This is a genomic window from Alcanivorax sp. HI0083, assembly GCF_001635175.1.
This window is the reverse complement of sequence record NZ_LWFX01000944.1, coordinates 1-2,475: the sequence shown is the minus strand read 5'-3', so window position 1 is coordinate 2,475 and position 2,475 is coordinate 1. Positions and strand designations below refer to the sequence as shown.

Annotated in this window: 4 protein-coding genes; all 4 read left to right on the top strand. The window is 60.6% G+C overall.

What is annotated here, in order from left to right; genetic code table 11:
* Positions 1-669: gamma-glutamyltransferase (locus tag A3754_RS10525; protein WP_197468613.1), on the top strand; the 669-nt coding region annotated here is incomplete at its 5' end.
* A gap of 88 nt (positions 670-757) precedes the next feature.
* On the top strand, positions 758-1,171 hold the full coding sequence (locus A3754_RS10520; RefSeq protein WP_063519637.1) for a PaaI family thioesterase: 414 nt from the start codon (positions 758-760) through the stop codon (positions 1,169-1,171).
* A gap of 24 nt (positions 1,172-1,195) precedes the next feature.
* Complete coding sequence (locus tag A3754_RS10515; RefSeq protein WP_369817603.1) at positions 1,196-1,744, top strand: AAA family ATPase; 549 nt, start codon at positions 1,196-1,198, stop codon at positions 1,742-1,744.
* Between the two features lie 29 nt (positions 1,745-1,773).
* On the top strand, positions 1,774-2,475 hold a 702-nt coding region (locus tag A3754_RS10510), incomplete at its 3' end, for a nitronate monooxygenase family protein (protein ID WP_063519636.1).

Here is a 2,475-nt window from a genome sequence, read left to right as displayed (position 1 = left end):
ACCCCCAGCAGCAGCCTGGGCGAGCCGATCAGCGTGGAAGAGGGCTTTCACACCACCCATTTCTCGGTACTGGATAAAGACGGCAACCGGGTCGCCGCCACCCTGAGCATTAACCTGCCGTTCGGTAGCGGCTTTGTGGCCCCCGGCACCGGAGTGCTGCTCAACAACGAAATGGACGATTTCTCCGCCAAACCCGGCAGCCCCAACGCCTACGGCCTGGTGGGCAGCGAGGCCAACGCCATCGCCCCCGGCAAGCGCCCGCTGTCTTCCATGACCCCCACCTTCGTGGAATTCGACGACCGGATCGCCATTCTCGGCACCCCCGGCGGCAGCCGCATCATCTCCATGGTGATGCTGGGCGTCCTTGAAGCCGCCAACGATAAACCGGTCGAGGACTGGGTCAGTCGCGTGCGTTTCCACCATCAGTTTCTGCCTGACGAAGTCCAGGCAGAGCCGGAATTCGTCGGCAGCCAGGCCGCCAAGGACCTGATGCTGATGGGCCACAAGGTCGTCTCCACCGGTCGCAATTATGGCAATATGCAGGCCATTCTGTGGCGCAAGGGCAGTGGCAAGAACAGCGGCGAAGTGACCGCCGCCAGCGACCCCCGTGGCATTGGCAGTGCCGAGGTCCGGGCACCACAAACATTGCCGGCAACCGGTACGGAATAACCATTAACCCGCGCCAATTGGCGGCAAAGGGCTGCCTGCAAGCGAACCCGCTGCAAGCAGCCTCCTTTTCCTTATACGGGGGCTTGTAATGACCGACCTTCTCTCATTCGGCAAAAACATCCTCGGCAGCCAGCCATTCAGTGTTCTGCTTGGCACGGAGCTGGAGGCCTTCGAGCCCGGCAAGGCCGTGCTGACCCTGGCCGTTCGCGATGAACTGAAACAACAGCATGGCTTTGTCCACGGCGGTGTTGTCAGCTATCTGGCAGACAATGCACTTACCTATGCCGGGGGCTCCGTACTGGGTGACTCTGTCACCTCCGAATACAAGATCAACTATCTGCGCCCGGCACTGGGAGAACGACTAACCGCCCGCGCCACCGTGCTTTCCAGTGGCAAGAGACAGGCCGTCTGCCAGTGCGAAGTGATCGCCCTCAATAACGGCGAAGAACGGCTCGTCGCGGTAGCCCAAGGCACCATCAGCAAAGTAGACACAAAGAGCTGATACCCAGGCTGAAATCCGACAGTCATGCGCAAACAAATGACAACACCCATGGTGCTGACCGGGGGACCCGGCTCTGGCAAGACTGCGGTCATCGAGCATATTGCCAGCCTGGGTTTTCACTGTTCCGAGGAAGTCGGCCGCCAAGTGATTCAATCGCAGGTTGAACAGGGCGGGAAGGCTGTTCCCTGGCTGGACAAGGTCGCCTTTCGTAACCAAATGCTGTCGGCTGAGCTAACCCATCATGCCCATTTTGCAGACCATGAGGAGACGGTCTTTTTTGACCGGGGGCTGGTCGATATCTATGGTTACTCCCTCCTTGAAAGCCTGCCTGTTCCCAGATCCTTGATTGAGGCCTGTGAAAAGTATCGATACCACAACCCTGTCTTCCTCTTCCCTCCCTGGGACGCTATCTTTACCAACGACAAGGAACGCAAACAGTCGTTTGCTGAAGCCGTCGCTACCTTTGAAATCATGCAGACCGCCTATCGGCATTTCGGCTACACACTGGTTGAAGTCCCCAGAGCCCCGGTTAACGACCGGGCCGCATTTATACTGGATCTTGTGATTCGCTGACCCTTTTTCCTGCCGACCTGGAATGCCTTATGCGATCTCTGTTCAACACCTCTCTACCACTGATTCAGGCGCCCATGGCCGGGGTGCAAGACTGGCGTCTGGCCGCGGCAGTGTGTGAGGCCGGAGGGCTGGGATCCGTGCCCGCCGGGATGCTCGATGCCGCTGGTCTGGAGCAGCAGCTGACGCAACTGAGCGCCGCCACCAACAATCCCTGGAACGTGAATTTTTTCTGCCACGATTCCCCGGCGTCCAACCCGGAAGGCGAACAACGCTGGGTAGCAACCCTGCGCCCTTACTATGACGAGTTCAGCGCCGATCCATCAGCGATTCCCGAAGGCCCTTCGCGCAAGCCGTTTGATGCCGATTGCGCGGCAGTGCTGGCACAATTCCAGCCTGCGGTGGTGAGCTTTCATTACGGCTTGCCGGAGGCCAGCCTGCTGGACCGGGTAAAAGCCACCGGGGCCACGGTTCTGTCCAGCGCTACCACGGTTGAAGAGGCACTCTGGCTCCAGGCACAAGGCGCCGATGCCGTGATCGCCCAGGGGCTGGAAGCGGGCGGGCACCGGGGCCACTTTCTCAGTGATGACCTGAGCCGCCAGCAGGGCACCTTCAGTCTGGTGCCGCAGGTGGCCGATGCCGTCTCCATTCCGGTGATCGCCGCCGGCGGCATTGCCAGTCCGGCCGGCGTGCGGGCCGCCATGGCGTTAGGCGCAACCGCCGTGCAAGTGGGC

Coding starts and splice junctions, on each gene's coding strand:
- A3754_RS10520 (WP_063519637.1), top strand. CDS start 758: ATGACCGACCTTCTCTCATTCGGCAAAAACATCCTCGGCAGCCAGCCA.
- A3754_RS10515 (WP_369817603.1), top strand. CDS start 1,196: ATGCGCAAACAAATGACAACACCCATGGTGCTGACCGGGGGACCCGGC.